This is a genomic window from Cohnella caldifontis (assembly GCF_029360585.1).
Lineage (GTDB): Bacteria > Bacillota > Bacilli > Paenibacillales > Paenibacillaceae > Cohnella > Cohnella caldifontis.
In genome coordinates this window covers 220,471-247,227 of record NZ_JAQZSJ010000001.1, presented here as the reverse complement: position 1 = coordinate 247,227, position 26,757 = coordinate 220,471, and the positions used below count along the sequence as shown (strand labels likewise).

Here is a 26,757-nt window from a genome sequence, read left to right as displayed (position 1 = left end):
AATACCTCCGGGATCGGATCCTGTCGTAATGTCCCGATTGTAACATACGCGGAGGCGGGACGGCACGGGTCTGTTTCCTTATTTTGATGGCGCATGACGCCGGACATGAGGGTCACACTATAAGCAACGCAAAAGGAGGTGTGATGCATGAAACTCGGTACTTTCCTGCTGGGCGGTCTGGCCGGTGCCGCCGTGGTCATGATCATGCGCAGCCAGTCGATGACGGCGATGAGCAACGGCATGGGGCAAATGTGGAAGCAACGCATGAACGACATGAAGGAAAACGTCCTCGAAAAGGGCATGAACGTGAAATTCGGGAGCGGCGCCATGCAGGACATGTTTCAAATGAAGGGCAACGCTTCCCAATCCGCAGCGGGCTCGCATACCGGCGGTTTGGAGGAAGTCAGCCGCCTTGCCTCCAAAGATTCCGAAGTCAAACGGGAAGTCAACGAAATTTTACATGAGAGCGGACAACACCAGCACCATATCTGAAAAAGCGGCCTTTCGAAAAACGGCGCCGATTTCCCGGCATAGGGAAATCGGCGCCGTTTTTTTGCGGCACGATGGTTTTCCCTAGTGCATTTCCGGGGGAGAAATGATAACATGTTGTCAAAGCAGATTTCAATCACACATTATATGAGCTTTCATACGCTGTTATCACCCATCGTGCGCCCTGGTCGTCGACTTCGTCGACTGCTCGGGTATGCGTCCGACAAAGGAGGGTCCTGTCATGAGGATGGAACGGCTTGGACAAGATAAAATTCGCATTTTCCTCACGTTCGACGATTTAACGGAACGCGGGATCCAGAAGGAAGACATGTGGCGCGAGATTCCCAAGGTGCATGAGCTGTTCAGCGAAATGATGGATCAGGCGTACAACGAGCTTGGGTTCGACGCCTCCGGCCCGCTGGCCGTCGAAGTATTCGCGATGCCGGCGCAAGGCATGGTCGTGATCGTGACCCGCGGTAAGCAAGACCGGGGATCCGACGCCAACCTGGAAGAAATGGACGAAGAAGTTTACGACATGGAAGTGACGCTTGAGCAAAGCGAAGCCATCATATATCGATTCCGGGACATCGAGGACGCGATCGGCGCGGCGAAGACGCTGGCCGGACGGCTGACCGAAGAAGGAAGAATGTACCGTTACCAGGACCAATGGATTCTCTGCTTCGATCCGGCGGGCTTGGAAAGCGCAGGGTACCATGCGCTGATCGCGGTGCTCGCCGAATACGGGGAAGCCACCTCGGTGACTCCGGCCGTCCTGGAGGAATACGGGCAGACGGTCATTCCCGCCCAGGCCGTGAAGGTGCTGGCCGAGCATTTCGGCTGAACGCCGTCGTCCGGTTCGGATGCCGCATACGCAAGGACATGCTGCGGGAGCGGGACAACCTGCCGCAGCATGTCCTTTTTGTTTGCGGCGGCAAAGCGAACATCATGTAGCAGACGCCGTGCCATAGTATAATGAAAGACGGATCCAATACGCGGAGCAAACTCCCCGTGAAAGGAGGGACGATCATGCTCCTGTCCGTGCTGGCCGCCGCTATCGCGCCGGGGCTTGCGCTGCTCGCCTACTTTTATTGGAAAGACCGATACGACGCCGAGCCGCTGTCCATGGTGATCCGGCTGTTCCTCGCCGGCGTGCTGATCGTCCTGCCCGCCATGGTCGTGCAGCGCGCGCTGACCCAATGGATCGGAGACAGCCCGCTGGCGTTTTCCTTCGTGATTTCGGCAGGCGTGGAAGAGCTGCTGAAGTTTTTCGTCCTGTATCATATGATTTTCAACCATACGGAGTTCGACGAGCCTTACGACGGGATCGTGTACGCCACGTCGGTTTCGCTCGGCTTCGCCACGATGGAGAACGTGCTGTACGCCTTCTTGGAGCCTTCCACCTTCGGCACGCTGATGGTCCGCGCGCTGCTCCCGGTTTCGGGGCATGCCTTATTCGGCGTGTTCATGGGCTATTCGCTCGGCAAAGCCAAATTCGCTTCCGGCCGGCAGGTCCGGTTCCACCTGGGCATGGCGCTCCTGCTGCCGCTCCTATGGCACGGCGCTTACGATTACATGATGCTCAAGGTTTCCTCGGACTGGATTTGGATCGCCGCTCCGTTCATGCTCCTGCTGTGGTACCGCGGTATCCGCCGGGTAAACCGGGCCAACGCCGTATCCCCGTTCCGGTGGCTGAAACGCGAAGAAGAGATTAAATCTTGACCCTCCCGTCCATAATGGAAGAAGAGATCTTCGTGGCTTTCGTGCCGGAGGGAGCATATGTCCAACACCCGGGTCAAGGTGACCATCCGCTGCAACCGCTGCGGCGAGAAATTCACGCTTCGCGGACGGAAGGAGAGAGGCCGGGTCGATACCGGCTTCAAGCAGTGCCTGTGCAACAATGCCGCCGATTTCGAAATCGAGGAAGAATCGTAGCCGGCAGCCGCGAATAAAGCCGATTCCTTTGTTCCAAACTAACCGCAGTTTGGGAATGAAAGGGGTCGGCTTTCCATGTATGCGCGTCTAAGCTCCGTACTGTTTCCCGTCGCGGCGCTTCTCTTTCTCGGGGCCATTTTCTGGGGATATCAGGAGCATCAGGAGAAGAACTCGATTTTGATCAAGGCCGAAAACCAATACCAGCGGGCGTTCCACGACCTCAGCCACCACATGAACCGGCTGCAGGACGAGCTGGGGCAGACGCTGGCCGTGTCCTCCGCCTCGCACGGCGCCCAGCGCAAAGGTCTCGCCAACGTCTGGCGGCTCACGAGCCAGGCGCAGAACGAAATCAACCAACTTCCGCTGACCATGCTTCCTTTCAACCACGCCGAATCGTTCCTGTCCCGCATCAACGATTTCGCCTATAAGGCTTCGATCCGGGATTTGAACAAGCAGCCGCTGTCCGACGGCGAAATGAAGACGCTCAAGTCGCTGTTCGCGAGTTCCGGCGATATCAATAAAGAGCTCGGCAAAATCCAGGACGCCGTCATCCAGAACCGGCTTCGCTGGATGGACGTGGAGACCGCGCTGGCCAGCGAGCACAATCCGCACGACAACACGATCATCGACGGTTTCCGCACGATGAACAAGAAAATCGGGGAATACCCGGAGATAGACTGGGGTCCCTCCGCGATGAACCAACCGCGCAAGTATACGGCGGCGTCGCTGAGCGGCAAAACGATGTCGCCGGCGGAAATCCGGGCGAAGGCCGAATCGTTCCTCGGGTACCGGGAGCTCGGGGCCGGCCAGATGACCGTATCGGAAACCGGCGGCAAAACTTCGTTCAAAGCCTATACCGTGACCATCCCGACTTCCGCCGGCCACCGCGTGCAATTGGAATACACCCAGAAGGGCGGGCACCTGTTGTGGTACATGAACACGCGGGCGGTGCATTCCCGGAAGCTGAACTTCGACACCGCGCGCAACAAGGCCAGCAATTTCCTCGTCCGCAGCCAATACCGGAACATGGCGCCGGTCAGCTACGACGAATACGACCACGTGGCGGTGTTCTCGTACGCCGGCGTCAAGAACGGCGTCCGCATGTACAACGATAAAGTGACGGTCAGGGTCGCCTTGGACAACGGGGAAATCGTCGGCCTTCAAGCGACGGACCACGTGTTCGCCGACCAGGTGCTGACGCCGGGCAAGCCGAAAATGTCCCGGGAGGCGGCGGTTAAACGGCTCAATCCCGAATTCCGCGTCCAGGATTACAGCCTCGCCGTCGTGGAGAACGACGCGCGCAAGCCGGTGCTCGTCCATGAGTTCGTCGGGAAAATCAACGGCGGCACGTACCGGATCTACCTGAACGCCGACACCGGAGAAGAAGAATCGATCGAGAAAGTGCCGGATTCGGTCAAGCCGATTTACCAGACGTAACGTATTTTTCAAAGGGCCCATTCCAAAGCTTCCCTGTCGTGCTATAATGGGAGCAATGCAGGACGAGTCTCCTGTTTGATGCCGACATGGAGGTTACCCGGTGCTTCCGAAAATCAACCAAACGACCTTTTTGCAGCCGTTGCCGGATCAGGATCCGGAAACGGCTTCTACGCTCCGCTCCCGAGTAGCGGATTTGGACGACAAATCGATCTGGCTCGAAATCCCGCTGGACGAGAAAACCCGGCGGTACCACCGCCCCCAGGTCGGCGAGCAGTTCCGATTGTTTTATTTCACGCAGGAAGGCGTCAAACACCTGTTCAACACCACGGTCACGGGCGTGAAGAAGGACACGGTGACGATTTTTTCCGTGCGGAAGCCCGTGCCGGAAGACATCCAGCGGGAGCAAAGACGGAGCTTTCTCCGGGTGGAAGCGCAGTTGGAGCTGGCCGTGCGGATGGGGGACAAAGTCCGCTTCACCGCGATCACCGACGACGTCGGAGGCGGAGGACTGTCTTTCCGCACCGACCGCAAATGGCCGATGGTGCCCGGAGCCGCGCTTTCTTGCTGGCTGCTGCTTAATTATAAGAACGGCAACCTGGCCCACGCCAAATTCGATGGCGAAGTCGTGCGCGTCATGCCGGTGGAGCCCGACAAGCACCTGGTCATGATGCGTTTTCAGGACATCCAGGACGCCGAACAGCAAAAAATCATCCGTTACTGCTTCGAGCGCCAGCTGGACAAGCACAAGGGCTGAGCCGACCGGGCGCCGAAAGCGATGGAGGCTGCGAAATTGAATCGGCAGACGAATCCGCGCGCGGATTCCTTCGAAACGTGGTGGAAGCGGGTCGACCGGGGGCTGCGGACCGCGGTCTGGATCCTTGCCGTGTTGCTTCTGCTGTTCCAGAGCGCTTTGCAGTCGCCGGCGATCCGATCGTTCTGGTCGTCCGCCGACCGCTTGGAAGGAATCCCGTATGCCCAAGATCCCGGCCGGTAGCCGGGATCTTTTTTGCATCTCCCCTCCCGGTTATGCTATAATTCTGGCATCGAAAGCAGGCGAAGCCTGCCTGTTTTTTGCAATGTATCCGCCGTCAAGGAAGGACGATCCCTGTACCCCATGAATTCGCACCCTTTGCCGCGCATCAACATCGCCATCGACGGGCCTGCCGGCGCCGGCAAAAGCACCGTTGCCCGAATGGTTGCCCGGGACATGCATTATATTTATATCGACACGGGCGCGATGTATCGGACGGTTGCGCTGAAAGCTCTCGAGGCGGGGATTTCCCCGGAAGAGGAGGATCGGGCGACGGCGCTTGCCGAACGCCTCGATATCCGGCTTCTTCCCGGTCCGGAGGGCCAGAAGGTGCTGGCGGACGGGGAAGACGTCTCTTCGCGGATCCGCTCTCTGGAAGTGAACCGCAGCGTGTCCGCCTTCGCCAAGATCGAAGGGGTTCGCAAGCGGATGGCTGCCCTTCAGCGCAAGATGGCGCTGGAGAAAGGCGTCGTCATGGACGGCCGGGATATCGGGACGCATGTCCTGCCGGACGCAGAGCTCAAGGTGTTCCTGACCGCTTCTCCGCGCGAGCGCGCGCTGCGCCGATACCGCGAGCTCGGGGACAACCCCGGGATTTCGCTGGATCAGCTCGAGCGCGAAATCGCCGAGAGGGACCGGACCGACCGGGAGCGGGAAATCGCGCCGCTCGTCCAGGCGGACGACGCCCGGTTCTTCGATTCGACCGGACGCCCTGCGGAAGAGGTCGCCGGCGTCATCACCGAATGGGGAATGGCGATCGCGAGAACCATTTCGGCGGAGGAGAAGTAAACTATGTTATACCGATTGAGCAGGGTGATCGTCCGGGGCATCTACCGGTTGCTGTTCCGGCTCGAAGCCGCAGGCATCGAGAACATTCCGGCCGAAGGCCCGGTCATTCTCGCCAGCAATCACCTGAGCGCGCAGGATCCTTTCACGTTGGGCGCTTGGGTGCCCCGCAAGGTGCATTACATGGCCAAAGCCGAGCTGTTCCGCATCCCGGTCGTGGCCCCCGTCATCCGGACTTGGGGCGCTTTTCCGGTGAAACGGGGAGGCGTCAGCAAAGAAGCGATCCGAACCGCGATCACGCTGCTGCAGCAAGGCAACGTCATGGGAATCTTCCCGGAAGGACATCGGAACGAGACGCTCGGCCAGGGCAAGCGCGGGACCGTGGCGATCGCGCTGAGGTCCGGGGCGACGGTCGTCCCCGTGGCGATCATCGGCAAATACCGGCTTTTCCGGAAAATGTACGCGGTTTACGGCGCGCCGGTCGACTTGAAGCCGTATGCCGAAACGGGCACCCCGGAAGCGATGGAGCAAGCCACGGAGCTGATCATGTCCAAAATCCGCGAGATGCTGGACACCGGCGTGCCGTCTTCCTGACGTCGTGCATGATTCATGGAAAGATCTCTCATACTAATTTCGAAATCCCAGGCATTATTTGGTTGACTCATCCCGAAATCGGGTAATGGTAATCAGATTTAGACGCCGCATCGCGGGTTTAAATAAAGTTGTCGCAGAATTGAGGAGGTATTTTCATGTCTGAAGAAACGAAGATCCAAGAAACCGAATCCGCAGCATCCGTGAACGAGAACGCGGAAACCGCGGGCAATGCCGCGGAGGCAGCCGCCGAAACGTCCGCTCAGGATGCGATGGACAATCTCGTGACCTTGAAAAAGGGCGACATCGTCAAAGGGACGATCGTCAAAATCGAGGACAACCAAGCGTTCGTGAGCCTTGGATATAAATACGAGGGAACCATCTCGCTCCGCGAGCTGTCCAACGTGCCGCTCGAGAACGCGGCGGAAGCCGTCCAAATCGGCCAAGAGGTCGAAGCGAAGGTGCTCAGCATCGACGACGCCAAGGAGACGCTGACGCTCTCCAAGCGCCAAGCGGAAACCCCGAAAGCCTGGGACAGCCTCCAGGAAAAATTCGATAAGGGCGAAACGTTCGAAGTGGTCGTAGCCGACGTCGTTAAAGGCGGCCTGGTCGCGGACGTCGGCGTGCGCGGATTCATTCCGGCCTCGATGGTCGAACGTCATTTCGTGGAAGATTTCAGCAGCTATAAAGGCCGCACGCTCCGGGTCAAAGTGAAGGAACTGGACCGCGAGAACAACAAGGTCATCCTGTCGGCCAAGGACGTGCTGGAAGAAGAGTACGAAGCTCAGAAAAACAAGATCATGGAATCGCTCCAGCCGGGCCAAGTGCTGGAAGGCACGGTTCAGCGCCTGACGCCGTTCGGCGCGTTCGTCGACATCGGCGGCGTGGACGGATTGGTACACGTTTCCGAGATGGCATGGCAGCACGTCGCGCATCCCGCAGACGTCGTCTCCGAAGGCCAGACGGTGAAAGTGAAGGTGCTGAAAGTGGATCCTGCCGCGGGCAAAATTTCCCTTAGCATCAAAGCGGCCCAACCGGGTCCTTGGGAAACGGCTTCCGGCCAGTTCCGCACCGGCGACGTCGTGACGGGTACCGTGAAGCGCCTGGTCAGCTTCGGAGCTTTCGTGGAAATCGCGCCGGGCGTCGAAGGGCTCGTTCATATTTCCCAGATCGCCCATCGCCACATCGCCACGCCGCATGAAGTGCTGAAGGAAGGCCAGGAAGTAAAGGCCAAAATCCTCGACTTCAACCCGGCCGAGAAACGCGTTTCCCTCTCGATCAAAGAGACGGAAGAGGCGCCGGCCCGTCCGGAGCGCGCGCCGCGCGGACAGAAGGAATCCTCGAACCTGCCCGAGCCGGAAAGCATGAGCTTCACGCTGGGCGAGAAGTTCGGCGACAAGCTGAGCAAATTCAAGTAATCGCAACGAAGAACGAGCAATCGAAATAAGCCGTTTCCTCGCGCGGACCCGACGGTCCGCCGCGGGGGAGCGGCTTTTCCGCTTTGAGATTCAGTTCAATTTCGGCGAAACCGGATGGGCATGCTCCTCCAGGTTCACTTCCTGAAACAGGTTTTGCGCCTGGTCCTGCGGCTTCGGCGAGGCGTGCGGCCAGTGCGCGGGAAAACGTTCGGAGAAAAAACGTTCCAGTTCCCCTATCGTGACCGGTTTGGCATGCTTCATGTACTCATAGCCGATTTGTCCGTTCAGCTCGACGGTAGCGGTCTTGAGATCGCGGAAGGATTCGATCCCTTTTTCCCGCAGCTTTGCTTCCAACTGATCGACGGTCAATCGCAGCTTCTTCAAGCCCGCTTCCATGATTTCCCCGTTTTGAACCACGGGCGTGGCTTTCCCCATCAACCATCGCTCCATCCAATCGAACTTGAGCGATAAATACTGAACCGTGATCAGCAGGACGGAAAAAATGCACAAGATCGCGACCGTTCTCCATAACCCTTCGTCGGCGACGGCATGTCCGATCATCGATGCCATGGCCAGCAGCGTAATGATTTCGAGTCCCGTCATTTCGCCCACGGATTTCTTCCCGATCCATCGCATCAGGATGAAGCCCGCCGACAAAACCACGGTCGATTCCCATACGAACATCAGGTTCAAGCGCTTCCGCCCCTTCCGTCCAAACAAGACTTGACTGCCTCCGCGATTTCCCGATAACCGGTGCATCGGCAGATGTTCGACTTCAACCACTCGGCCATCCGCGTTTCGTCGGCGTTAGGGTGTCTGGCGAGCAGCGCATGCACGTTCATGATAAAGCCGGGCGTGCAGTAGCCGCATTGGAACGCGAATGCTTCCACGAACGCTTTTTGCACGGGCGTTCCTTTCAGGCCTTCGATCGTGACCACCCTTTTATCCGCAGCTTCGATCGCCAGCATCATACACGATTTCATCGGGAGACCGTCGACGATCACCGTGCAAGCGCCGCAGTCTCCGTTCAAACACCCCGGTTTGGAGCCGGTCAGCCCCATATGCTCGCGCAATACGTACAGCAGCGTATCCGCCGCCCTCATATTTACGATTCTTTCCTCATCGTTAATATTCAAACGCACGTCGTTTTTGAAGAACGGAAACGGGCCCATTCAGTCCCCCTCCATTTCCGATAGGATATCCGCAAGCAAGTTCCGTAAAACGAACAGCCGGTACTCCGGGGATCCTTCCGAGTCGTTCAGAATCGGGGCGGGCAGTCGAAGGATCGCCCGTTCGATTCGGGTCTCCGCCAGAAACGTTCGTTCGTTCAACGCTTCCTCCATCGCAAACGAACGAAAAGGAAAGGGGCATAGGCCGCTGAACGCGACGCGAATACGGTCCTCCATACGCACGGCGGCCGCCGTAATCAGGGGATAGCCCGTTTTCCATTGCTTGCGGATTTTAACGCTCACATGGGGGAGGGCGAGGGAAGCGCGAGAGGTCGTCAGGTTGAGTAAAATTTCCCCTTTGCTTAATCGCGGGGGTCCATTGAATACGTCGTGAATCGACAGCTGTCTCGTTCCGTTCGTTCCGGCTATCGCCACGCGGCTGTCCGTCAGCAGGAATGGCAGCGTCGCTTCCCGGTAAAAAATTTGCCCGCATAGATTTCCGCCGAGCGTAATCTGGTTGCGAGCCGTACGATCGGCAACCTCGCTAGCCGTTTTGCTTAACAACGGGAACGGATTCGCATCTTCCAGCTTCGTAAGGGTTAAGCCGGCTCCAAGCACAAGCTCGTCTTGCGCGAATTCGAGGGCTTGGCATTCCCGGATCCCCTTGATGTCGATGACGGCGCCCGTTCGGACGATATTCAGCCGGCCGAGGGTGATGATTTCCGTTCCGCCGGCGTAATAATGCGGGGATTTCCCTTGTCCGTCCAAAGCCGAAAACATGCGGACGGCTTCCATCGCGGTCGTCGGCCGATAATATTCGAAATCATAAGGAATCATGCGAAGCCCTCTTTCGGCGCCAGATCGTTTCGGGCACGAGCGGCAACCGGTTCAGGTTCGTCCCGGAAGCGAGGGACAGCGCGTTCGCCAGCGCAGCAGGCATGCCGATCAATCCGTGCTCTCCGATCCCCCGCGCCCCGAACGGGGCATCCAATTGCGGGGTTTCCACGAAATCGACGATATATTCGGGATGCTCCCCGAACCGAAGCGGCCGATAGGTGCGAAATTGCGGATTTTGCACGATGCCGCCCGGGGTGAATTCGAACGTTTCCCTGCCGGCGAACGAAAGGCCCATGCTCATCGCCCCCATGACCTGTCCTTTCGCCGCTTTCGGATTCAACACCCGGCCGATGTCGATGACGGAGACGGCTTTCGTAATCACGTACGTATGATCGCGCTCGTCGTATTCCACCTCCACCCCTTGGGCGCCTACCGTCCACTCCGGCCCCGTTCGGCCCGCGCCCGTCTCCGGATCGAGATACGTCAAATGCCGAAGGATGTAATGTCCGCGTCCGACGATCTGTCCGCCGATCGCATTCCCGTTCGGATACGTATAGCCGTATACGATTTGAGGGAAGGGGAGGCCCGTTCGGGGATCGTCCCGCAAATACACCCGTTCTCCCCCTACCTCCAGATCGTCGGGGACGCATCTCAGCACGCAGGAAGCGATGTCCTTCAACTGCCGGATCAAATCGTCGGCTGCCGCAAGCGCGGCTCTTCCCGCCATGAACGTGCCGCGGCTGGCCACCGTTTTCCAATGCTCCGGAATCGTCCGCGTATCGACCTCCATCTTGACGTGAATGCGTCCGACATCCATTTTCAGCTTTTCCGCGACCATTTGGGCGAGCGCGGTTTTGGTCCCGGTGCCGATTTCCACGACGCCGGAGAGCAGATTCAAGCTGCCGTCCGGGTTGAATAACAAGAGGACGCCGGAAGAAGCGAAGGGATCGATGGTCGAGTTTTTCCATATGCCGCTGATTCCTTTCGCGCGTACCTTACGGGCAGACAGTCGGGTCAACCGGCCTTCCCGCCAGTTCATCAGCGCTTCCAGCCGCTCCAGACACCGGGGAAGATTGCCGACGTTGCTAGGGTTCAGCAATACTTGCGTTGGCGTCCGATCTCCGGGAACGATCGCGTTGATCCGCCGCAGTTCGAGCGGATCCATGCCCAGCTTATGGGCCAGCAAATCCATCGTCCTCTCGAAAGCGAATAACACCTCGGAATGCGCGAATCCCCGAAACGGCCCCGGATAAGGGTGATTGGTGTAGACGCTGTAAGAATCGCAGGAGACGTTTTCGATCCGGTAAGGTCCCGTACAGTCGACGCCCCCCGCCCGGCTCAAGTCCGGGGATTTGTCCGCATAGGCTCCGCCGTCGAATAAATAGACCATTTCGGCCGCGAGGAGTTTGCCGTCCGCGGTGCACCCCAGCTTCACTCTCGCGTCCAGTCCAACGTGGCAAGGCGCCGTTAAAATATCCTCCTCCCGCGTGTAGTAAAGCTTGACCGGCTTTCCGCCGACTGCCCGAGAAGCGAGGTAAGCAAGGATCTCCCATTGGATCGTGGCTTTGCCTCCGTATGCGCCGCCGACAAGCGGCGTATGGACTTCGATTTTCCCCACCTCGATACCGAATGCGGAGCTGAGCAATTTTTTGACCATATAGGGTGCTTGAGAGGAGGTAATAATGAAGACAGTGCCGTCCGCGGCGATTTTCACGATGCAGCATTTCGTTTCGATCGCGGCATGATGGGAGGGGGAAAAGGAGATTTCGTTTTCCGCCGTGACCTCGCATTCCGTAAAGGCTTTTTCCGCATCCCCTTTGCGGATCTTCGTCCGGTTGGCGATGTTCGTATTCGCGACCGGATAGATCTTGGGGCTGACTTCATACTGCCCCAGCCTTTCATGAACCAAGGGAGCGCCGGGTTGGATGACGGCCGACGGAGAACCCAGCACCGGCAGCGGTTCGTATTCGACGCGGATACGGTCGGCCGCATCCCGGGCTAACATCGGCGTATCGGCCACCACGACGGCGACCGGTTCTCCGTGATAACGCACTTTGCCGTACGCGATCGGGGGGCGATCGCGGATTTCTTCGCCGATCAGCGGCGCGGACTCGCCCAAGAGAACGGCACGGACCCCCGTCATGTTTCCCGCTTCTTCCCAATCGACCGTTTTGATCCTGGCATGCGCGTAAGGACTGATCCGCAATGCCGCATGCAGCATGCCCGCCATCCGCATATCGTCCGTATAAACGGCCGTCCCCGTCACCTTATCCCAGCCGTCTTTGCGGTAAACGCTTTGCCCTACGGCGTGCACATGAGCGCCTCCTTTGTTCGTATCGTCCCAAAACCTCGCGAAAGGAAAGACCATGCCCTTCATGATGAAGAAGTTCCACCTGCTGTTATCCCGCACCAACCTCGTATGGAAAATGGCGCTGGCCTCGTCCGTCGCATGGGAAGCTGCGCGAGCCGCCGGCTCCCACCATCCCTATCTGGCTCCGTTGTCGGTCATTCTCTGTTTGCGGCCTACCGTGGAGCAAACGGTCCGATTCGGCATCCAGCGCGTGCTGGGGACGATCGCCGGCGTATTGGCCGCCGTTTCCGTCGTTCGGTACGTCGGCATGAACGCGTGGAGTTTGGGTCTCATGATCCTGGCCGCCAATGCCGCCGCGTACGGGATGGGGTTCAAGAAGTCGGCAATGGACCAGGTCGCTTTCAGCATTTTGCTGGTGCTCTATTTCCAAACCCGATTTCCAAGCTACGGCCTTGACCGCGTTCGGGATACCGCCGTCGGATGCGCCATCGTCCTTATCTTTCATGTTTTCGTCTACCCGCCCGACTTTACGAAAAAAGCGGTCCAAGCTTTATATGCTTTCACGGATCAATTATCCGCCCGCTTCGACAACGCCGCCGAGCGGCTGGAGCGCGGCTGTCCCGCTGATCTGGGGAGCATGCTCCAGAAAGAGGGGCGCAAGCTGTTCGACGAGCTGAAGAAAACGGCCGACGAATTCGGCAACGCCGATCGAAGCCTGCGGTATCATCCGTTCGTTCGCAAGAGCCGAACCATCCTGCAGCAATTTGACGAACAGTCGATCCATCTCAAACAGGGATACGCCCATTTGACCGGCATGCTGCGGACTTTGGCGGAGTGGTCGCAGAGCGGGAATATGTCGGAGGAAGACCGCAAATCGTGGGCGGAGCGCATGTCGGCCGCCGCATCCTTGATCCGGGAATGGAAGAGGAAAATGCAGATGGTCGAACAAGGGAAAGGCGCGTATTTCATCCCGGGCGTCGACGCGTCCATCCTGGAAAAACCGCCCGATTCGACCTCGCGATCGGCCGGGGACGCCCGGTTCGCTTATGCCTTGCATAACGATTCGCTGCAGCTGCTGCATGACTTTACCGAGATGTAACCAATTTATGAAGGCCGTTCCATGTCTTATACTTTAACTTCCAGGAGAGCACGGTTATAACCGGGATCTCCCCGTCATAGTGATCAACAACGATGGTGGCGTTGAAAGCCTGTACCCTGGGGGATTACGGACATGACGAGCCTTTACGGCCTGTTGGACGCGATCGGACGATCGGACGGACCGTTCGTGCTGGCGACGATTATCCGCACCTACGGCTCCGCATACCGCAAAGCGGGTGCAGCCATGCTGTTCGGAAGGGATGGCGTCCGGCTCGGGATGCTCAGCGGGGGCTGCCTGGAAGAGGATCTGGCGACCCGGGCGAACGAGCTGGTGGGATCGGAGAGAAGCCATACGGTCGTATACGACATGAGATCCGACGATACGCGGATTTGGGGAATCGACTCCGGCTGCAACGGGCTCGTCGAGGTATTGCTGGAGCCGGTTCATCCCCGGCTGAAAGCGCATCTTCGCATGGCGAAGGTTTGTTTGGACCGGGGAATACCCGTAACCTGCTTGCGCCGGCTGGACCGTGAGAGGTCCGTTACCGGTTATTATTTTGCCCCTCATGACGGTCAGTCGGCGTTCGGAGACTGGACAGGGGACGTCCCCGACTCGCTCCGCATGCGGCAGGCCGGAGAAGGGCTAACGGGGGACATGTTCATCCTCCAACGAGAGCCAGCGGAAGTATTCGCCCAGACCTTATGGCCGAAACCCCGTCTGATCCTGTTCGGGGCCGGTGAAGACGCGAGGCCGGTTGCCGCCTTGGCGGCGAAGGCAGGCTACTCGGTCACGGTGGCGGACTGGCGGCCCGCTTACTGCGCCGAAACTTTTTTTCCCGACGCGGACCGGCTGCTGGTCGGATCCCCGACGGAGATCCAGCGCCAGCTTCGATTGGGCCGGCAAGATTCCGCCGTCCTGATGTCCCACCACTTCGATCGGGACCGGGAGATGCTTCGATACCTGCTTCGGCATGAACTGAAATACGTAGGCATACTGGGTCCGCGCCATCGGACGGTCCGGCTGCTGGACGGCAAGCCGGTGCCCGAGTCGGTTCGTTCTCCCGCGGGGCTGCCGATCGGAGCGGAAGGGCCGGAGGAAATCGCCGTCAGCATCGTCGGCGAATTGATACGGACGTTTCGCGGGCGGCCGGCTGCGGAGGGGCAATGAAGCGCGTGATCGGTTTGTATTTGGCTGCCGGCCGTAGCAGCCGGATGGGGACCGACAAGCTGAGTCTGCCGGCGGGGGGTGCGCAGCTCGGCAGCTTCGCGCTGCTGGCGGCGATCCGTTCTCGGCTGGAGCTGGTGATCGTGGTGACCGGCAAGCAAGGTGAAGATGGAGAAGAAGCCCCGGTTTATCCCTCTTGGATGCATCCGCTGTTCTTCGAGGAACCGGCGCGCCGAAGGTGGCGGCTCGCCGCGTGCGGGAACGCAGGCCAAGGCCAGGCGTTGTCGTTGCGCTGCGGGCTGCAGGCGGCCGCGAAGCACGATCCGGACGCCGTCATGATTCTGCTCGCGGATCAACCGGGCGTCACGTCGGCGATGCTGAACCGGCTGCTGCGCGCATACGACGGCAGCGGGGCGGCTTGCGCGGCTTCCTCTTATTCGGGTCTCTTACGGCCGCCTGTCATTATCGGGAAGGAACGTTTCGACCGGATCGCGGGACTGAGCGGCGACGAGGGAGCGCGGAGATGGATTCGGGACGGCGGTTCCACGGTCGAGGCAGTCCATTTTGCCGATTCCCGTTTGTTCGAGGACGCGGATACCATGGAGGAGTACGTCCGGATCGCCGGCCGTTTGCGGTTCGGCGAAGAGGGAAAGGAAGACGGAGACGCAGCTAGAGGGTGAAATCACGCGAAATTTTACCTCTTGCGAAGCGAATGGGCGCGCAAACGCGACGTTAGGCGAAAAGTTTCCTTTGACAAACATTTTTGGTGCAGTACAATGAAAGTAAGCAACAAGTCATTGAAATGCGCATAGATTGAACCATCCCTTTTTTTTACCGAAAAAGTTGCCCTTGCGCAAAAATGTGAGATAAGCGCCAGATTCGGCGCACGAAGAAGAGGTGAACGACCATGTCGGACAACACGACGCCGCTGGCGCCCGAACGCGGCTGGAGGAACGCGCGGCCCCAACCTACCATGCCCGAGGTTTATCGAAGCCTGAAGATCCCGAAAAACGTCTCGTGGTTCCGCAAATTCCTCGCGTTCGCCGGGCCCGGCTATTTGGTGGCCGTCGGCTACATGGACCCCGGCAACTGGGCGACGGATTTGGCGGGCGGCTCGATGTTCGGCTATACGCTGCTCTCCGTCATCCTGCTGTCGAATTTGATGGCCATTCTGCTGCAGGCGCTGGCGGGCAAGCTCGGCATCGTGACCGGCCGGGACTTGGCGCAGGCATGCCGGGACCATTACAGCAAGCCGGTGACGGTAGGGTTATGGGTGCTGTGCGAGCTGGCGATCGCCGCCTGCGATTTGGCGGAAGTCATCGGAACCGCGATCGCGCTGAACTTGTTGTTCGGTCTTCCGCTCATGTACGGCATCCTGATCACCGTGGCCGACGTGCTCCTGATTTTGCTGCTGCAGAACAAAGGGTTCCGTTATATCGAAGCGCTGGTCATCACGCTCATCGGAACGGTCGGACTGTGCTTCCTGGCGGAAATGATCCTCGCCCGTCCTTCGATGTCGGGCATCCTGAACGGTTTCGTGCCGAGCGCGGAAATCGTAAGCAACCCGGAGATGCTCTATATCGCCATCGGCATTCTGGGGGCGACCGTCATGCCCCATAATCTGTATTTGCATTCCTCCATCGTGCAGACCCGGCGCTTCGAGCAGACCGAGCTGGGCAAACGCCAGGCGATCCGCTTCGCGACGGCCGACTCCACGATCGCCTTGTTCTTCGCCCTGTTCATCAACGCGGCGATCCTGATCGTCTCGGCCGCGGCTTTCCACGCCTCCGGCATGCTCGACGTGGCGGAAATCGGCGACGCGTACCATTTGCTCGCGCCGATCCTGGGCTCCACGATGGCCAGCGTTCTGTTCGGCGTCGCGCTGCTGGCTGCGGGCCAGAACTCCACGCTGACCGGCACGATGGCCGGCCAGATCGTGATGGAAGGCTTCCTCAACATCCGGCTGCCGGCTTGGCTCCGCAGGCTGATCACCCGACTCATCGCGATCATACCGGCCGTCATCGTGACGGCGATCGCCGGGGAAAGCGGCACGGCCCAGCTGCTGATCTTGAGCCAGGTCATCCTGTCGCTGCAGCTCAGCTTCGCCGTCATTCCGCTGGTGAAATTCACGAGCGACAAGCGGAAAATGGGCGCCTTCGCGAATCCGGCCTGGCTGAAAGCACTGGCCTGGACGGTGGCCGTCGTCATCGCGGGACTCAATATTTATTTGCTCGTCCAGACGGTAGGCGGCTGGCTCTCTTAACCGTCTGCCGCAACTTGTCAAGCCACGGCGTTGCGCCGGCCCGAACACTCCTTTTTCCAATCCCGGAAAAAGGGGTGTTTTCTTTTGCCTGTGCATACTAGGAGCCAGGAGGTGGGTGCCCATGCCGTCCGAATATACGGCCGGCTTCCTGTGGCTGGCGGCTTCGATCCTCTGGTGGAGCGGCTGGCGGGAAGAGTCCGCGAAGGGGATTCCGCATGCCGCCGTTGCCGTATTCCTGGCGGGCTGGCCTTTCGCGGCCTGGCTCGAATGGCCTCTCGGCCGGTTAGGCGCGTTGAACGGAGCTTTCGTATGGACGCTCTTGGCCGCGGCCGCGCTGTTATGGAGAATGAGGGAAACGAAACGTTGGATGGCGTTGTCCGCGGGGCTTCTGGTCAGCTCGTTGGCCATGGGGCGGACCGCTGCCGCCGCCGGGAACGCCTTTTTTCCGGAATGGATGTCCGGCGGCTGGGGGCCGGCGGCCGCGGGAGCAGCGGTCTTTCTCCTCGTCGGCGGAGCGGACGGGCAGATCGCGGCCGTCACGCTGTCGTTAGCCGTTCCCGAGCTGTTGGCCGCGGCATGGCATCCCGCCGGCATCTCGGGTTCCGCAGGCTCGTCCGGTTGGATGGACGGCTGGTGGACCGCGGTATTCGCCGCCCGCTGCTTATCGATCGCTTATGCGGCCGTACGGAGCGTATCATTCCGATTCGCGTGGAGAAAGGGAGGGGAACGCACTTGATCGGACATTGGATCCAGTCGCACCGGGACTTGACTTGCGTCCTGCTGGGCACGTTCTTCGGCCTGGCCGCGAGATTGCTGATGCTGCGGTCCGATTACCGTCAATATCCCGCCCATCCGCATGGATTGATCGTAAACCTGGCGCTCGGGATGATCGCGGGCGCGCTCGGTTCCGTCGCGGTGCCGGCCTTGTACCATAACAACTATACCGCCATCACGTTCCTCTCGCTGGCCGCGCAGCAGTTCCGCGAAGTCCGCAATATGGAGCGGAACACGTTAACCGCGATCGACAAGCAGGAGCTCGTCCCAAGGGGAGCCGCTTATATAGAGGGCATGGCGGTTGTGTTCGAGGGCCGCAACTATTTGGCCATCTTCACCGCGCTGGTCACTTCGCTTGCGGCGATGGCGGCCGTATGGTGGATTGGCGTCATCGTCGGGGCGTTCGCTTTGGGCTGCGCGCTCTTCTTCATGCGAGGCAAAAACATCGGGCGTGTCGCCGAGGTGGAACAAGCCCCGATCCGCCTGGACGGGCCGAATGTGTACGTCGGCGGGATTTACATGATGAACGTCGGGCTGGCGCCGGACCGGGAAACGATCGCCGAACGCGGCGTCGGCTTGCTGATCACGCCGAAAAACGGAAATTCGCGGGTTACCCTGGCCAACCTGGGACAGCGGCAGGCGATTCTGTACGACCTCTCGACCCGCTTCGGCGTTTACCGGGACGATGGGGAACCCACCCTCATTCCGCTCGCGAAATTATCGCTGGAAACCGGCCAACTGGCCGTGCTGGCGCTGCCGAGAGAACGCGAGCCGGAGCTTGCCGTAGAAGCCGTTCGGAACGTTCCGCTTCTGGAGTCGGCGGTCCGCCTGCCGGTTCCGGCCAACCGGAAGCAACTGAATGGAGGAAGCCATGGCGAAAATCGCAGCCGTCGTAACGCTGAGCAAGGATGACGTGTCGGGCGGGGCCCCGATCTTCGTTGCCGCCAATCGCGAAGAATTGGAGAAAACGGCTTTACTGCTGGAAAAAACGCTAGATTGCGCCGCGCATCAAGTGAACGAGACGTTGTTCGTCATCGTCGATCACAGGGCGCAAAACGGTTAGCCATCCCGGGTATTTTTTGTTATGATGAGATTTGGCAAATGTCGGGCGACACGGACAGAGTATGTCTACGTTTAACGCCCTGGACGCAGTGGGAGTTTGACTCCGTCAAACTAAAGGAGTGAAATTATGGCAAGACCCGTCATCGCCATCGTCGGTCGGCCCAATGTCGGCAAGTCGACCATTTTCAACCGGATCATCGGCGACCGGCTGGCGATCGTGGAAGACAAGCCCGGGGTGACCAGGGACCGGATTTACGGCACGGGCGAATGGAACGGACGCAAATTCAGCGTCATCGACACGGGCGGCATCGAATCGGGCGAAGAAGACACGATGCTTCGCCTTATCCGCATGCAGGCCGAGCTTGCGATAGAGGAAGCGGATACGATCATTTTCATGGTGGATGCCAAAGCCGGGATCACGAACGCGGACGAAGAAGTGTCGCAGATGCTTTACCGGTCGGGCAAACCCGTGGTGCTGGCCGTCAACAAAGTGGACAATCTGCAGCGGCTGGACGACATTTACGAATTCTACGCGCTTGGATTCGGGGATCCGGTCGGCATTTCCGGCGCGCACGGGACGGGGATCGGCGACCTGCTGGACGCCGTCGTATCCAAACTTCCGGAACTGACGGAGGAGGAATATGACGAAGACGTCATCAAGGTGGCGCTGATCGGACGACCCAACGTGGGCAAGTCGTCCCTCGTCAATGCCATTCTGGGCGAAGACCGGGTGATCGTCAGCGACGTCGCGGGCACGACGCGGGACGCGATCGACACTCCGTTCGAGCATGACGGCCAGCGGTACGTGCTGATCGATACGGCCGGCATGCGCAAGCGGGGCAAGGTTTACGAGTCGACGGAAAAGTACAGCGTCATGCGCGCCATGAAAGCGATCGAGCGGGCGGACGTGGCGCTCATCGTCCTGAACGGCGAGGAAGGGATCATCGAACAGGACAAGCATATCGCCGGTTACGCGCACGAGAACGGGAAAGCGGCGGTATTCGTCGTGAACAAGTGGGACGTCGTGGAGAAAGACGACAAGACGATGCAGCACTTCACGAACGAGATCCGGGAGCAGTTCCTGTTCATGACCTATGCGCCCGTCGTGTTCCTGTCGGCCAAAACGAAAAGCCGCCTGAACCGGCTGCTGCCGGTCGTGAACCGGGTAGCCGAGCAGCACGCGATGCGTGTACCGACGCATCTCCTGAACGAAGTCATCGCGGACGCCGTCGCGGTGACCCCGCCGCCGACGGACAAAGGCCGCCGGCTGAGAGTCAATTACGCCACCCAAGTGGCGGTCAAACCGCCGACGATCCTCATTTTCGTCAATGAACCGGAAATGATGCATTTTTCCTACGAGCGGTACTTGGAGAACAAAATCCGGGCGGCCTTCGAGTTCGAAGGCACGCCGCTGCGCCTGTACGCGCGCCGCAAAGCGGATCAGGAATAGGGGAGACCGGATTGCTATTATCGATCGTGGGGATCGCGGCCAGCTATTTGCTCGGTTCGGTATCCTTCAGCATTCTGATGGCCAAATGGCTGAAAAAAATCGATATCCGCCAGCACGGCAGCGGGAACGCCGGGGCGACGAACACGCTCCGCGTGCTGGGCAAAGGGCCGGCGCTCGCGGTATTCCTGCTCGACATCGCCAAAGGCGTCGTTGCGGTACTGCTCGGGCTATGGCTGGGAGACGGGGAAGCCTGGGTACCGGTCGTCTGCGGGCTGGCGGCGATCGTCGGGCACAATTGGCCGATCTTTTTCCATTTCAAAGGCGGCAAAGGCATCGCCACGACGATCGGGGCGCTGGCCGTCTTGGCGATCGGGCCGGCGGCGATCGCCGGAGCTGCCGCGATCTTGGTGATCGCGCTTACCCGTTACGTCTCTCTGGGCTCGATCGTTTTCGTCGTGCTCCTGCCGTTCCTGCTCGCCGCGTTCGGCTTCGATTCCTCGTACCTCTGGGGCTCCGCGGTCATCGCCGTGCTCGCGGTGTACCGCCATCGCCGCAATATCGCCAAGCTGATTCAAGGAACCGAGAACAAGCTTGGCGGGAACAAAAAGGGTGAGCAACATGGAGCGTAAACGGACGGCCGTTCTCGTCGCCGGAAGCTGGGGCACGGCTTTGGCCAGGGTGCTGGCCGACAACGGCCATGAGGTCCGAATCTGGACCCGGCATCCGGAGCAGGCCGAAGACATCAACGTCCGCCGGCGCAACGCCAAATTTCTGCCGGACGCGGAACTGCCCGATGCCATTCGGGCGACGGCCGATATGGCGGAGGCGTTGAAGGGCGCGCAGCTGGCCTTGTTCGTCGCTCCTTCCGCGGCCATGCGCGAGGTGGCCCGGCAGGCGGCCCCTCATTTGGGGAAAGATACGCTGGTCGTTCACGCGACGAAGGGGTTCGAAGCCGAGTCGCTGAAACGGATGTCCACCGTGCTGGCGGAAGAATTGGGCAGGGACGAGAAAGGCATCGTCTGCTTGTCCGGCCCCAGCCACGCCGAAGAAGTGATCTTCAGCCTTCCGACGACGGTCGTCGTGGCGTCTCTCGACTCGGCGTGCGCGGAAGAGGCGCAAGATTATTTCATGAACCAATCCTATTTCCGGGTCTACACGAATCCCGATTTGGTCGGGGTCGAAATTTCCGGCGCGGTCAAGAACGTCATCGCGCTCGGAGCGGGGCTTTCCGACGGCCTCGGGTTCGGGGACAACGCCAAAGCCGCCCTGATCACCCGCGGACTGGCGGAGATCGCCCGGCTGGGCGCCGCCATGGGCGCGAATCCGCTGACCTACGCGGGCCTCGCGGGAGTCGGCGACTTGATCGCGACCTGCACGAGCAAGCACAGCCGCAATTGGCGGGCGGGCTCGATGCTGGCGCAAGGCTTGCCGCTTCAAGAAGTGCTGGACCGAATGGGCATGGTCGTCGAAGGCGTCCGAACGACGAAGTTCGCGTACGAGCTCGCCGCGCGTTACGGCGTGGAAATGCCGATTACCGTGCAGATGCACGCCGTATTGTTCGAAGGCAAATCGCCCGCGCAAGCGGTCGGGGATTTGATGGGACGGGTACGCACCCACGAGATCGAAGAGATCGCCACGGCTTCGAGGGAGAAGTGGTTGAAGTAACCGACGGATGTCCGCCCACACCATTTGTCCTCCCCAGACATACCCTATCGATGTACGACTACGGGGTTGGAGGAGGGCAGACATGGACAAAAAACTGGCTCATGACATTTTAAGCACCGTCAATAAGAAAACGGGCAAAAACATCACGGAAAACTCGATCAAAAAGATCGCCAGCGGCGTATCCGCCAACACGCTCCAAGACGAAGACCAGCTGCGCGCGCTCATCAAGCAGGTTTCCCAGATGGCCAACGTTCCCGTATCGGAGAAAACGATCAAGGACATCGTGGCGGCCGTCAAGCAGAGCGGGCTGGACATGAACCATCTCGAAGGACTCATGAAAATGATGATGAAAAAATGACCGACCTTCCGCGTTGCGGGGCCGCCGATCCGGCGGCCTTTTTCGTTCCTCGGACGGCACGGCAGGATCGGTGACGCTAGCGGCTCCGGTTTTTGTCAACCGCCTTGTCGAATGGTATAATATACAGCGTTTTGAGAGGCTGGGACCATGGGGGGCGGGCCGGAATGGATCCGATGACCAAAATGTGGGTATCGTTCATCGGCATGGGGCTGATGGTGTTGGCTGCGGTCGTGATCACGTTCGCCCGGCTGAAGACGAAAGGGTGGATCCGTTTCGTTCTATCGCTGATCGCGTTCGCCTTGCTGATCGCGGGCATGATTTGCGGCTTAGCGGCCATCGTGTAGGAGGTTTGCCGGTTTGCTGAATTTGAAAGGAAGAACCGTCGCCCGCTCGGTGGAGGAGAGGCTGGGCTCCACGCTTCTGGAGCAGGCGCTGGCGGCGGGAGTCGATTGGTCGTTCAACTGCTCCCGAGGAACGTGCGCCAGGTGCCGCTGCTTCGTGCAAGAGGGCGCCGATCTGTTAGAGGAACCGACGGACGCCGAGTGGGACCGTCTCGGACCGGACGAGCTGGACGAAGGCTATCGGCTGGGGTGCCAGGCGGTCGTGAAGAAGCCGGGCGACATTTCGGCGGTGAACCGGACTTATTTTTAACGCGAAATCGCATTTCAATTCTGCGGGGGGTGATCCCCATCCCGGAACGGACGTTTCCCGATAAAGCGCTCGCGCTGCTGTCCCGCACGTTGGACGGATGCGGCGCCTTGTGGGTGGTTGGGGGCAGCACGGGACTTGCCATGCGGGGAGCGGATCTCGGACGTCCGCCCCGCGATGTGGATCTGTACGCGGACGAGGAAGACGCCGCCCGGATCCATGCCGATTTGGCCGATTACGCGGTAGACGAGCCGGAAGAAAGCGTGACCGGCATCTATCGCTCGATTCTCTCGCATTACCGGATCGGGGACGCCGCGGTCGAACTCGTCGGGCATTTCCGGATCGACACGGGCAGCTCCCGCTACTCGACCGAAGTCCGCGAGGCGCTTCATCCGCTGGGCGAAACGCGGACGGCGGGCGGACGCCCGGTCCGCCTCGCGCCGCTTGGGCACGAGCTCATCTTCAACGTGCTCAGGGGACGGCCGGACCGCTGCCGAGCGGCAGGAGCCTTGATCCGGCTGGAACCGGACCGGCATTTGCCGGCGCTGCGCCGGCTCCTTGCGCTGAGCGAGCTGTCGAAGGAGGACGCGGATTCGGTCTTCCGGTATGCAGGCGAGTCGGAATAGACACGGACGATGGGAGGGGAGTGCGTTGCCGAAAGTGACGTTCCTGCCGGATGGACGAACCGTAGACGTCCGTCCGGGCATCACGCTGCTCGAAGCCTCCCGAAGGGCCCGCGTCCATATCCGCACCCGATGCGGAGGAATGGCCTCTTGCCTCATGTGCAAGGTCGTCGTCCCGCCCGGACAAGCCTCGTCGCTGCAGGATCCCGGTCCCGCCGAGAGCCGGATGATCGGGCCCCTGCTGCAAGACGGCATCCGCTTATCCTGCCAGGCGCGGGTGAAGGCGGACGTGACCGTCGAGATTCCGGAGGACCCGCTCAAAGCGGCGATCCGCAAAAAGCTGGAAGAACAGCAAAGGGAGAGAGACGAACTGTGGTGAAGAGGAAGGTTCACAGGTGGCTGCCCGCGGCGGGGGTGATGATGCTCGTGCTGCTGTCCGGCTGCTTGTACCCGAAGGACAACACGCCCGGCAACAACTTCTCGGCGCACGCGAGCGTCCAGACGGCGCAGGACGCGGTTAAGCGGTACCAGGAGGCGACGGGGCTGCTGCCGATCCAGAACGCGGACGCTTCGGTCCCCGTCTATGAGAAGTATAAGATCGATTTCGGCAAAATGAAGCGGATGGGGTACGTCGAAAGCATTCCGAAGCTCGCGTTCGAGAACGGGGGCGAGTACGTGTTCCTCATCATCGACGAAGAGACGAACCCCCGCGTCAAACTGCTGGATTTGCCCGTCTACCAGGGGATCGCCGACGTGCAGAAGAAAGTGGACGAATACCGCAACGGGCACGGGGGCGGCTTGCCGGTCGGAGAGGAAGCGTATCCCGGCTTCCGTTACCTGGATTTCAAGAAGCTCGGCATCGACCGCCCGGAGCTTCTCAGCATGTATTCGAAACGGCCGCTGGAGCTGATGGCGGACGAGCAGGGAACCGTGTACGCCGATTACGGGATCGATATCGCGGAAGCGTTGAAGAAGGACGAACTGCCTCCCGGGGCGGACGAAGACCTTCGCGGCCGGCTGGCGTCCTTGTCGGACTTCGTGCCGGTTAAATCGCCGATCTACCGCTGGGCTGGCGACGGCCCGCAAGCCGTCGCGCCGTCTTCGGATTCATGAGAACGGAAGCAAAAAAGAGAACCGCGAGGTTCTCTTTTTTGCGATCTAGGAGAGCCGAAACCCGTTATTCCGCGCGGAGCGGCGCTTCCTGCAGTTCCGCCCGGACGGTCAGGAACCGGAAGAACGCGGAAGCCGCTTCGGCGCGGGTCACGATGCGCGCGGGCTGGAACTTGCCGTCCGTCAAGCTCATGATGCCCAAGCCGACGGCGATGGCCGCTTGGCCTCTCTGCTTCGTATCGGCGGCGTCGCGGAACGTCGCGTTGAACAGTCCGTCATGCTCGGCGAGGGAATTGTAGCCGAGGGCGCGGACGATCAACTCCGCCATCTCTTCGCGGTCGACTTGGCCCTCCGGGTGGAACGAGCCGTCTCCGACGTCGATCCAATTTTGCTCCAGCGCGTTCTGGACGTACGGGAAATAACCGGATTCCGCCGTGACGTCCGCGAACTTGGCGGTTGCGTCCGAAGAATAAACGATCGGCGGCCGTCCGCTGTTGATCGCCAGCACGAGCATTTTGATCAGTTCGCCGCGCGTGATCCCCTGGTTCGGACGCACTTTGCCGTCCGCGACGTCCAGCGCGCGGTAAGCGACCATCAGCTCGAGCTCGCGCTGCGCCCAATGTCCCTCGATGTCCGTCGCTTTCGGCTTGACCAGCAACGTCTCTTCGCCGGTCTCGCCGTTTCTCCATTGGCCGGTTTGGGCGTCGAGCATGACCGGCTCGTCGGCCGGCTTCGGCACGAGGCGGTAGACCAGCTTGACGGTTGGGTTCGCCTTGACCTCGTCGGCGGAAATTTCTCCAGCGGCGATCAGCACCTTGAATTTCTCGACGGGAATCGGCTTGCCGTCATATTGGAACGTCATATCCGTCACGTACGTCAATTCCGTCCGGTAAGCGGTCATCCAGGCGTCGAGCGCTTGGTCTCGGCCGATCAGCTCCGGCGTTTGCGCCGGATAATCGTATGCGGAGAGGTCGGACCAGAAGTTGCGGACTTCTCCCGTCACCGCGTCGATGTCCACGCTTGCGTTGTCGGCCGCGACCCGGGCCTCGCCGGCTTTGCGGATGAACCGGAACGAATACTGGGACACGTCGGGGTTCTTCTCCATTTCCTCGATTTGATCCGCGCTCGGCTCCGTCAGGTACCACTGGTCCGCAAGCCACGGGAGACGCTCCTTCATCAAGTCCGTCGCCTTGCGTTTGGCGTCTGCATAGGAGATCCGCCCCGAATCCTTCCGATCGTCGGCCGTCCGGTAAACGTATTGGCTGTAGCGCCGAATCACGCCCGTATCGCTGTCGACGGTCGCGTAGACGCTGCCGATTTCCTTGTCGCCGTCCTTCAGCTGCCAACTCAGGTCCCAAGAAGCGGTTCCTTTCGCGGCGCCGTCGCCCTGATACTCGTTGTAATTGGCACTTGAGAACGAAGCGCCGTCCGGGATCGGAAACGCCTTCTTCACCGCCTCGATCGCTTGTTCCCGGGTCAGGCTGCGGCCCGTTTCCGGTTTGCCGGCGAGCGGCTTCTCCGCGAGCGGGGAAGCGGCAGGCGTCCATTCGTCCTGCCGGGCGACCGGTTCGCCGGAGACGGCGTCAAGGATTACCGGATCGAAGTTGTAGACGAGTACCGGCCGGGCCGGGGGTTTCATTTGATAGGGGACGACGTAGGCCGGTTCGAGACGGGCCGCCGCGCGCAGTTTCTTGGCCGCTTCTTCCTCCGTAAGAGCGGGTTTGAGCGCTTTGATTTCGATCGAATCGTTCCATTGAACGGAGTATCGCCAGATTTGCCCTTCGCTGTCGACTTCCACGTCGATATAGTTCTCCATGAACGGAATGTCGCCAACGACGCGGTTGAAGCGCAGGTGGTGCCGAACTTGCCCGTTGAGCGGCGGTTTCGCGTCCGCGCCGAAATCCGCGTCGTAACGGACTTGGTCCTTGCGGTTCGGCGAAACTTTGGCGATGAACGCCGTCGCGACGTCTTTCGCCGCTTCCCGGTCGACCTTGAGCGGATATGCCGGTTTGGCGTTCGGATTGTCGACGTATGCGTCGTAGGAGAGCAGCTCGCCGGTGTCCGCGTTTATGCTGACGTTGATGCTGCCTTTCGTTTTGCCGTTTGCGCTCTTCGCGTAAGACAAGCTCCATACGTTGCGTTTGTTCGCCAAATCGAACTGCGTGTACAGGTTCACGTTCTGCAGCTTGTAGTCGTCGGGGACGTTGACGTACCCGCGGGCCAGCGATTCCGCTTTCGATTTCGCGATCGCGGCGTTTACCGGGGCTTCTTTCGCAACGCCGTCCTTGTCGGCCGGAATGCTGACCGGGCCGGACGACGACGGGACGGCCGATTCCGCGAAAGCCGCCGCCGGCATCGAAGCGGCCAGCGCCGCGGCGAGCGGGAGAACGAGCAGCTTCCGTTTGGGATGAGTGCCTAGTCGGTGCGGATGTTTCACGAACGTATCCTCTCCTTTATTTGGCTAACAACTTTTCCCAACTAATGACGCCGCCGCGGGGAAAAAGGTTGCGCGTCCGTTCCCGGAAAAAAGGAAATTTCGGC

Annotated in this window: 31 protein-coding genes; 26 read left to right on the top strand and 5 right to left on the bottom strand. The window is 60.2% G+C overall.

What is annotated here, in order from left to right:
• Nucleotides 1–147: 147 nt before the first annotated feature.
• The 10 genes from PTZ19_RS01225 to rpsA all read left to right on the top strand — a co-directional run bounded on the left by PTZ19_RS01225 (nucleotide 148) and on the right by rpsA (nucleotide 7,683).
• On the top strand, nucleotides 148–492 hold the full coding sequence (locus tag PTZ19_RS01225) for a hypothetical protein (RefSeq protein WP_276351721.1): 345 nt from the start codon (nucleotides 148–150) through the stop codon (nucleotides 490–492).
• Between the two features lie 238 nt (nucleotides 493–730).
• Complete coding sequence (locus PTZ19_RS01220) at nucleotides 731–1,330, top strand: genetic competence negative regulator (RefSeq protein WP_276351719.1); 600 nt, start codon at nucleotides 731–733, stop codon at nucleotides 1,328–1,330.
• A gap of 182 nt (nucleotides 1,331–1,512) precedes the next feature.
• On the top strand, nucleotides 1,513–2,208 hold the full coding sequence (gene prsW / locus PTZ19_RS01215; protein ID WP_276352280.1) for a glutamic-type intramembrane protease PrsW: 696 nt from the start codon (nucleotides 1,513–1,515) through the stop codon (nucleotides 2,206–2,208).
• Between the two features lie 57 nt (nucleotides 2,209–2,265).
• Entirely contained in the window at nucleotides 2,266–2,421 is a 156-nt protein-coding gene (locus PTZ19_RS01210) for a hypothetical protein (protein ID WP_276351716.1), read from the top strand.
• A 75-nt stretch (nucleotides 2,422–2,496) separates the two neighbouring features.
• Nucleotides 2,497–3,858 (top strand): germination protein YpeB, encoded by a 1,362-nt coding sequence (gene ypeB / locus PTZ19_RS01205; RefSeq protein WP_276351700.1) that lies wholly within the window; start codon nucleotides 2,497–2,499, stop codon nucleotides 3,856–3,858.
• Between the two features lie 100 nt (nucleotides 3,859–3,958).
• Nucleotides 3,959–4,612, top strand: a complete 654-nt coding sequence (locus PTZ19_RS01200; protein WP_276351699.1) for a flagellar brake protein — start codon at nucleotides 3,959–3,961, stop codon at nucleotides 4,610–4,612.
• A gap of 36 nt (nucleotides 4,613–4,648) precedes the next feature.
• Nucleotides 4,649–4,852 (top strand): hypothetical protein, encoded by a 204-nt coding sequence (locus tag PTZ19_RS01195; protein WP_276351697.1) that lies wholly within the window; start codon nucleotides 4,649–4,651, stop codon nucleotides 4,850–4,852.
• A 120-nt stretch (nucleotides 4,853–4,972) separates the two neighbouring features.
• Complete coding sequence (gene cmk / locus PTZ19_RS01190) at nucleotides 4,973–5,677, top strand: (d)CMP kinase (protein WP_276351695.1); 705 nt, start codon at nucleotides 4,973–4,975, stop codon at nucleotides 5,675–5,677.
• A gap of 3 nt (nucleotides 5,678–5,680) precedes the next feature.
• Nucleotides 5,681–6,268, top strand: coding sequence for a lysophospholipid acyltransferase family protein (locus PTZ19_RS01185; RefSeq protein WP_276351693.1), 588 nt, complete (start codon nucleotides 5,681–5,683; stop codon nucleotides 6,266–6,268).
• 155 nt (nucleotides 6,269–6,423) lie between these two features.
• The gene (rpsA, locus tag PTZ19_RS01180) at nucleotides 6,424–7,683 is read left to right on the top strand and encodes a 30S ribosomal protein S1 (RefSeq protein ID WP_422614952.1); all 1,260 of its coding nucleotides are present in this window, start codon (nucleotides 6,424–6,426) and stop codon (nucleotides 7,681–7,683) included.
• 90 nt (nucleotides 7,684–7,773) lie between these two features.
• On the opposite strand, the gene PTZ19_RS01175 is transcribed toward rpsA, so the two are convergent.
• From PTZ19_RS01175 to PTZ19_RS01160, 4 genes are read right to left on the bottom strand one after another with little or no spacing between them, the layout of a single operon-like run.
• Nucleotides 7,774–8,367, bottom strand: coding sequence for a DUF421 domain-containing protein (locus PTZ19_RS01175; protein WP_276352278.1), 594 nt, complete (start codon nucleotides 8,365–8,367; stop codon nucleotides 7,774–7,776).
• A gap of 5 nt (nucleotides 8,368–8,372) precedes the next feature.
• A complete protein-coding gene (locus PTZ19_RS01170) occupies nucleotides 8,373–8,855 on the bottom strand; it encodes a (2Fe-2S)-binding protein (protein WP_276351691.1) in 483 nt (160 codons plus the stop codon).
• Complete coding sequence (locus PTZ19_RS01165; RefSeq protein ID WP_276351690.1) at nucleotides 8,856–9,689, bottom strand: FAD binding domain-containing protein; 834 nt, start codon at nucleotides 9,687–9,689, stop codon at nucleotides 8,856–8,858.
• Nucleotides 9,676–12,003, bottom strand: a complete 2,328-nt coding sequence (locus PTZ19_RS01160; protein WP_422614951.1) for a xanthine dehydrogenase family protein molybdopterin-binding subunit — start codon at nucleotides 12,001–12,003, stop codon at nucleotides 9,676–9,678. Before PTZ19_RS01160 ends, PTZ19_RS01165 begins: the two co-directional genes overlap by 14 nt.
• A gap of 61 nt (nucleotides 12,004–12,064) precedes the next feature.
• Here PTZ19_RS01160 and PTZ19_RS01155 point away from each other — a divergent pair, with 61 nt between their 5' ends.
• From PTZ19_RS01155 to PTZ19_RS01080, 16 genes are all read left to right on the top strand, one after another.
• Entirely contained in the window at nucleotides 12,065–13,099 is a 1,035-nt protein-coding gene (locus tag PTZ19_RS01155; protein ID WP_276351688.1) for an FUSC family protein, read from the top strand.
• Nucleotides 13,100–13,231: 132 nt separating this feature from the next.
• Nucleotides 13,232–14,266 (top strand): XdhC family protein, encoded by a 1,035-nt coding sequence (locus PTZ19_RS01150; protein ID WP_276351686.1) that lies wholly within the window; start codon nucleotides 13,232–13,234, stop codon nucleotides 14,264–14,266.
• Nucleotides 14,263–14,943, top strand: coding sequence for a nucleotidyltransferase family protein (locus PTZ19_RS01145; protein WP_276351683.1), 681 nt, complete (start codon nucleotides 14,263–14,265; stop codon nucleotides 14,941–14,943). The genes PTZ19_RS01150 and PTZ19_RS01145 overlap by 4 nt, the downstream gene beginning before the upstream one ends.
• 227 nt (nucleotides 14,944–15,170) lie before the next feature.
• Nucleotides 15,171–16,526 carry an Nramp family divalent metal transporter gene (locus PTZ19_RS01140; protein WP_276351681.1) on the top strand — a complete coding sequence of 452 codons (1,356 nt, stop codon included), beginning with the start codon at nucleotides 15,171–15,173 and terminating at the stop codon, nucleotides 16,524–16,526.
• Between the two features lie 121 nt (nucleotides 16,527–16,647).
• Complete coding sequence (locus PTZ19_RS01135; RefSeq protein ID WP_276351677.1) at nucleotides 16,648–17,262, top strand: hypothetical protein; 615 nt, start codon at nucleotides 16,648–16,650, stop codon at nucleotides 17,260–17,262.
• On the top strand, nucleotides 17,262–18,212 hold the full coding sequence (locus PTZ19_RS01130; protein WP_276352276.1) for a YIEGIA family protein: 951 nt from the start codon (nucleotides 17,262–17,264) through the stop codon (nucleotides 18,210–18,212). Before PTZ19_RS01135 ends, PTZ19_RS01130 begins: the two co-directional genes overlap by 1 nt.
• Nucleotides 18,172–18,363 carry a capping complex subunit for YIEGIA gene (locus PTZ19_RS01125; RefSeq protein WP_276351675.1) on the top strand — a complete coding sequence of 64 codons (192 nt, stop codon included), beginning with the start codon at nucleotides 18,172–18,174 and terminating at the stop codon, nucleotides 18,361–18,363. Before PTZ19_RS01130 ends, PTZ19_RS01125 begins: the two co-directional genes overlap by 41 nt.
• 126 nt (nucleotides 18,364–18,489) lie before the next feature.
• Nucleotides 18,490–19,812, top strand: a complete 1,323-nt coding sequence (der, locus tag PTZ19_RS01120; protein ID WP_276351673.1) for a ribosome biogenesis GTPase Der — start codon at nucleotides 18,490–18,492, stop codon at nucleotides 19,810–19,812.
• Nucleotides 19,813–19,823: 11 nt separating this feature from the next.
• Nucleotides 19,824–20,441 carry a glycerol-3-phosphate 1-O-acyltransferase PlsY gene (plsY, locus tag PTZ19_RS01115; RefSeq protein ID WP_276351671.1) on the top strand — a complete coding sequence of 206 codons (618 nt, stop codon included), beginning with the start codon at nucleotides 19,824–19,826 and terminating at the stop codon, nucleotides 20,439–20,441.
• On the top strand, nucleotides 20,431–21,477 hold the full coding sequence (locus PTZ19_RS01110; protein ID WP_276351668.1) for an NAD(P)H-dependent glycerol-3-phosphate dehydrogenase: 1,047 nt from the start codon (nucleotides 20,431–20,433) through the stop codon (nucleotides 21,475–21,477). The genes plsY and PTZ19_RS01110 overlap by 11 nt, the downstream gene beginning before the upstream one ends.
• Before the next feature lie 82 nt (nucleotides 21,478–21,559).
• On the top strand, nucleotides 21,560–21,835 hold the full coding sequence (locus PTZ19_RS01105) for a stage VI sporulation protein F (protein ID WP_276351666.1): 276 nt from the start codon (nucleotides 21,560–21,562) through the stop codon (nucleotides 21,833–21,835).
• Between the two features lie 164 nt (nucleotides 21,836–21,999).
• Nucleotides 22,000–22,179 carry a DUF2768 family protein gene (locus tag PTZ19_RS01100; protein WP_276351664.1) on the top strand — a complete coding sequence of 60 codons (180 nt, stop codon included), beginning with the start codon at nucleotides 22,000–22,002 and terminating at the stop codon, nucleotides 22,177–22,179.
• Between the two features lie 13 nt (nucleotides 22,180–22,192).
• Nucleotides 22,193–22,486 (top strand): 2Fe-2S iron-sulfur cluster-binding protein, encoded by a 294-nt coding sequence (locus PTZ19_RS01095; RefSeq protein WP_276351662.1) that lies wholly within the window; start codon nucleotides 22,193–22,195, stop codon nucleotides 22,484–22,486.
• 29 nt (nucleotides 22,487–22,515) lie between these two features.
• Nucleotides 22,516–23,109 carry a nucleotidyltransferase family protein gene (locus PTZ19_RS01090; protein ID WP_276351660.1) on the top strand — a complete coding sequence of 198 codons (594 nt, stop codon included), beginning with the start codon at nucleotides 22,516–22,518 and terminating at the stop codon, nucleotides 23,107–23,109.
• Nucleotides 23,110–23,134: 25 nt separating this feature from the next.
• Complete coding sequence (locus PTZ19_RS01085) at nucleotides 23,135–23,485, top strand: 2Fe-2S iron-sulfur cluster-binding protein (protein WP_276351658.1); 351 nt, start codon at nucleotides 23,135–23,137, stop codon at nucleotides 23,483–23,485.
• Complete coding sequence (locus tag PTZ19_RS01080) at nucleotides 23,479–24,219, top strand: hypothetical protein (RefSeq protein ID WP_276351656.1); 741 nt, start codon at nucleotides 23,479–23,481, stop codon at nucleotides 24,217–24,219. Before PTZ19_RS01085 ends, PTZ19_RS01080 begins: the two co-directional genes overlap by 7 nt.
• A gap of 64 nt (nucleotides 24,220–24,283) precedes the next feature.
• On the opposite strand, the gene PTZ19_RS01075 is transcribed toward PTZ19_RS01080, so the two are convergent.
• Nucleotides 24,284–26,653: an S-layer homology domain-containing protein gene (locus PTZ19_RS01075; protein WP_276351654.1), complete on the bottom strand. Its 2,370-nt coding sequence runs from the start codon at nucleotides 26,651–26,653 to the stop codon at nucleotides 24,284–24,286.
• Nucleotides 26,654–26,757: the final 104 nt, after the last annotated feature.

Bases quoted from the DNA above. Each gene is read 5' to 3' on its own strand.
- PTZ19_RS01225 (WP_276351721.1), top strand. From the start codon at position 148: ATGAAACTCGGTACTTTCCTGCTGGGCGGTCTGGCCGGTGCCGCCGTG.
- PTZ19_RS01220 (WP_276351719.1), top strand. From the start codon at position 731: ATGAGGATGGAACGGCTTGGACAAGATAAAATTCGCATTTTCCTCACG.
- PTZ19_RS01210 (WP_276351716.1), top strand. From the start codon at position 2,266: ATGTCCAACACCCGGGTCAAGGTGACCATCCGCTGCAACCGCTGCGGC.
- ypeB (WP_276351700.1), top strand. From the start codon at position 2,497: ATGTATGCGCGTCTAAGCTCCGTACTGTTTCCCGTCGCGGCGCTTCTC.
- cmk (WP_276351695.1), top strand. From the start codon at position 4,973: ATGAATTCGCACCCTTTGCCGCGCATCAACATCGCCATCGACGGGCCT.
- PTZ19_RS01185 (WP_276351693.1), top strand. From the start codon at position 5,681: ATGTTATACCGATTGAGCAGGGTGATCGTCCGGGGCATCTACCGGTTG.
- rpsA (WP_422614952.1), top strand. From the start codon at position 6,424: ATGTCTGAAGAAACGAAGATCCAAGAAACCGAATCCGCAGCATCCGTG.
- PTZ19_RS01175 (WP_276352278.1), bottom strand. From the start codon at position 8,367: ATGTTCGTATGGGAATCGACCGTGGTTTTGTCGGCGGGCTTCATCCTG.
- PTZ19_RS01170 (WP_276351691.1), bottom strand. From the start codon at position 8,855: ATGGGCCCGTTTCCGTTCTTCAAAAACGACGTGCGTTTGAATATTAAC.
- PTZ19_RS01165 (WP_276351690.1), bottom strand. From the start codon at position 9,689: ATGATTCCTTATGATTTCGAATATTATCGGCCGACGACCGCGATGGAA.
- PTZ19_RS01155 (WP_276351688.1), top strand. From the start codon at position 12,065: ATGATGAAGAAGTTCCACCTGCTGTTATCCCGCACCAACCTCGTATGG.
- PTZ19_RS01150 (WP_276351686.1), top strand. From the start codon at position 13,232: ATGACGAGCCTTTACGGCCTGTTGGACGCGATCGGACGATCGGACGGA.
- PTZ19_RS01145 (WP_276351683.1), top strand. From the start codon at position 14,263: ATGAAGCGCGTGATCGGTTTGTATTTGGCTGCCGGCCGTAGCAGCCGG.
- PTZ19_RS01140 (WP_276351681.1), top strand. From the start codon at position 15,171: ATGTCGGACAACACGACGCCGCTGGCGCCCGAACGCGGCTGGAGGAAC.
- PTZ19_RS01135 (WP_276351677.1), top strand. From the start codon at position 16,648: ATGCCGTCCGAATATACGGCCGGCTTCCTGTGGCTGGCGGCTTCGATC.
- PTZ19_RS01125 (WP_276351675.1), top strand. From the start codon at position 18,172: ATGGCGAAAATCGCAGCCGTCGTAACGCTGAGCAAGGATGACGTGTCG.
- der (WP_276351673.1), top strand. From the start codon at position 18,490: ATGGCAAGACCCGTCATCGCCATCGTCGGTCGGCCCAATGTCGGCAAG.
- PTZ19_RS01110 (WP_276351668.1), top strand. From the start codon at position 20,431: ATGGAGCGTAAACGGACGGCCGTTCTCGTCGCCGGAAGCTGGGGCACG.
- PTZ19_RS01105 (WP_276351666.1), top strand. From the start codon at position 21,560: ATGGACAAAAAACTGGCTCATGACATTTTAAGCACCGTCAATAAGAAA.
- PTZ19_RS01100 (WP_276351664.1), top strand. From the start codon at position 22,000: ATGGATCCGATGACCAAAATGTGGGTATCGTTCATCGGCATGGGGCTG.